The 2,681-nt window shown below is 71.1% G+C and carries 1 protein-coding gene and 1 pseudogene; both read left to right on the top strand.

Annotated elements, in window-relative coordinates:
- Positions 1 to 1,240, top strand: a pseudogene (locus tag V6M46_RS16470) (glycosyl transferase); the annotation flags it as partial.
- Between the two features lie 59 nt (positions 1,241 to 1,299).
- A complete protein-coding gene (locus V6M46_RS16465; protein ID WP_332667064.1) occupies positions 1,300 to 2,475 on the top strand; it encodes a glycosyltransferase in 1,176 nt (391 codons plus the stop codon).
- The last annotated feature ends 206 nt before the right edge of the window (positions 2,476 to 2,681 follow it).

Genomic DNA, 2,681 nt, shown 5'->3' with positions numbered 1-2,681 from the left:
CGCCGCCGGCTGGTGGATCGCGATCGTCGAGCTGTGGCCCGCGTCGAGCCGCCCGTACATCGGCGGTTCGCAGAACAACTCGATCCTCGAGCTGACGCTCGGCTACAACGGCTTCGGCCGGCTCAACGGGAACGAGGTCGGCTCGGTCGGCGGCGGCAACAACGGCGGCGGCTGGGGGTCAACGGGGCTGTTCCGGATGTTCAACTCCGAGACCGGCGGCCAGATCGCCTGGCTGCTCCCGGCAGCGCTCGCGCTCCTGGTGCTGGGCGTGTGGTTCCGCCGCAAGGCCGGGCGTACCGATCGCCAGCTCACGGGCCTCGTCGTCTGGGGCGGCTGGCTGCTCGTCACGGCCCTGACCTTCAGCTTCATGGCCGGCATCTTCCATGCGTACTACACCGTCGCGCTGGCTCCCGCGGTCGCCGCGCTCGTCGCGATCGGCGCCAGCATCCTGTGGGAGCACCGCGAGTCACTCGTCGCCGCGCTAGGCGCCGCGTTCGTGCTCGCGATGACCGCCTCGATGAGCTACGTCCTGCTCGACCGCGCCGACGGGTTCGTGCCGTGGCTCAAGTACGTCGTGGTGGTCGCCGGCGCCGGCGCCGCGTTCCTGATCGTGCTGCACCGGCTCCTCCCCCGGCGGGCCATGATCGCGGTCGCCGGCGCGGCCGCGATCACGATGCTCGCGGGCCCCACGGCGTACGCGATCGACACCGCCTCGACGCCGCACACCGGCTCGATTCCGAGCGCGGGACCGAACGCGGGCGGCGGGTTCGGCGGAGGCGGTCCCGGCGGTCGCGGTGGCCCGATGGGTCAGCCGCCGACGCAGAACGGCACCCGCCAGGCGCCCGGCGGGGCCGGCGGGGGCACCACCGGTGGGCTCCTCAACGGCTCGGAGTCGACCGCCGAGATCAACGCCCTGCTGACGACCGACGCCGGCTCGTACACCTGGGTCGCGGCGGCGATCGGGTCCAACACCGCGTCGGGCTACCAGCTCGCGACCGAGCTCCCGGTCATGGCGATCGGCGGGTTCAACGGCTCCGATCCGAGCCCCACGCTCGCCGAGTTCAAGCAGTACGTCGCCGACGGCGAGATCCACTACTTCATCGGCGGTGGCAGCGGACGCGGTGGCATGAATGCGGGCGGCAGCACGAGCGCGGAGATCTCGGCTTGGGTGTCGGAGAACTTCACCGCCCAGACCGTCGACGGTGTCACGCTCTACGACCTCTCGGGCGGCATCCAGTGACCAGCGTTGCGTCGGCATCACCCTCCTCCGAGGCTTCTCGAGTCGTCTCACGCCGCGTCGTGCTCGACATCGTGATTCCGGTCTTCAACGAGGAGCGAGCGCTCGTCCAGTCGGTCGAGACCGTACGAAAGCACCTGCACACGCTGCCGTACGAGTCTCGGGTGACGATCGCCGACAACGCGAGCACCGATGCGACCAGCCTGCTGGCCCACCAGCTCGCACATCGCTACCCGGACGTGGGGGTCGTGTCGCTGACCGAGAAGGGCCGCGGCCGTGCGCTCAAGCAGGCCTGGTCGCGGTCGGACGCCGACGTCCTGGTCTACATGGACGTCGACCTGTCGACCGACCTCAACGCGCTGCTGCCCCTTGTCGCGCCGCTCCTGTCGGGGCACTCCGACCTGGCGATCGGATCGCGTCTGGCCCGGTCGGCGCGGACGACCCGGGGGCCGAAGCGCGAGCTGATCTCCCGGACGTACAACGTCATGCTCCGTGGGGCGCTGCGGGCCCGGTTCTCCGACGCCCAGTGCGGCTTTAAGGCGATCAGACGTGACGTCGCGGCCCACCTGCTGCCGCTCATCGAGGACGACGAGTGGTTCTTCGACACCGAGCTGCTGATCGTCGCCGAGCGCGCGGGGCTGCGGATCCACGAGGTGCCGGTCGACTGGGTCGACGACCCCGACAGCCGGGTCGACATCGTGCGCACCGCGGCGGCCGACCTGCGCGGCATGGGCCGGCTCGGCTGGGCCCTCCTGCGCGGGCGGGTGCCGCTGGCAGAGGTCGCCGGTGCCCTCGGGCGTACGACCGCCCGCAGCGCCGGCGGCCGGCTCAGCGCCCAGATGGTCGTGTTCGCGCTGATCGGGATCCTGTCGACGCTCGCGTACGGCGTCCTGTACGTCGCGCTGCGCGGCCGCCTCGGCGCCCAGGAGGCGAACGCCCTCGCGCTCGCGGCGACCGCGATCGCCAACACCGCGGCGAACCGGCGGTTCACGTTCGGCGTCCGCGGTCCACAGGGGGCGGTGCGCCATCAGCTCCAGGGCCTGCTGGTCTTCGCCTGCGGGCTGGGCGTGACGAGCGGTGCGCTGTGGACGCTGCGGGCCGTGCGCGGCGACGGGCATCCGCTGGTCGAGGTCGTCCTGCTGACCGCCGCGAACCTGTTCGTGACGGTCATGCGCTTCGTCCTGATGCGCGTATGGATCTTCCGCGGCGTGCGCGCAGGGCCGGAAACCGTAGGCTGAACTGCACGCGCCGCCGAAACCGGTTGTCTCGCCCCTCGCGATGCACCAAGATCGACGTGTGCGGCAACGGCGCGGCCACTCCAGTGCTGGCCGCATCCTGACCGGCAGCATCTGACAGAGAGTGATGACCATGGCCCAGAAACAGTCCATCCTGGGGCGCATCGGACAGTTGACGCGCGCCAACATCAATGCCCTGCTCGACAAGG

This window comes from Aeromicrobium sp. (assembly GCF_036676885.1).
Lineage (GTDB): Bacteria > Actinomycetota > Actinomycetes > Propionibacteriales > Nocardioidaceae > Aeromicrobium.
Note: the sequence above shows the minus strand (reverse complement) of the source record. Positions and strands in the feature narration are given on the sequence as shown.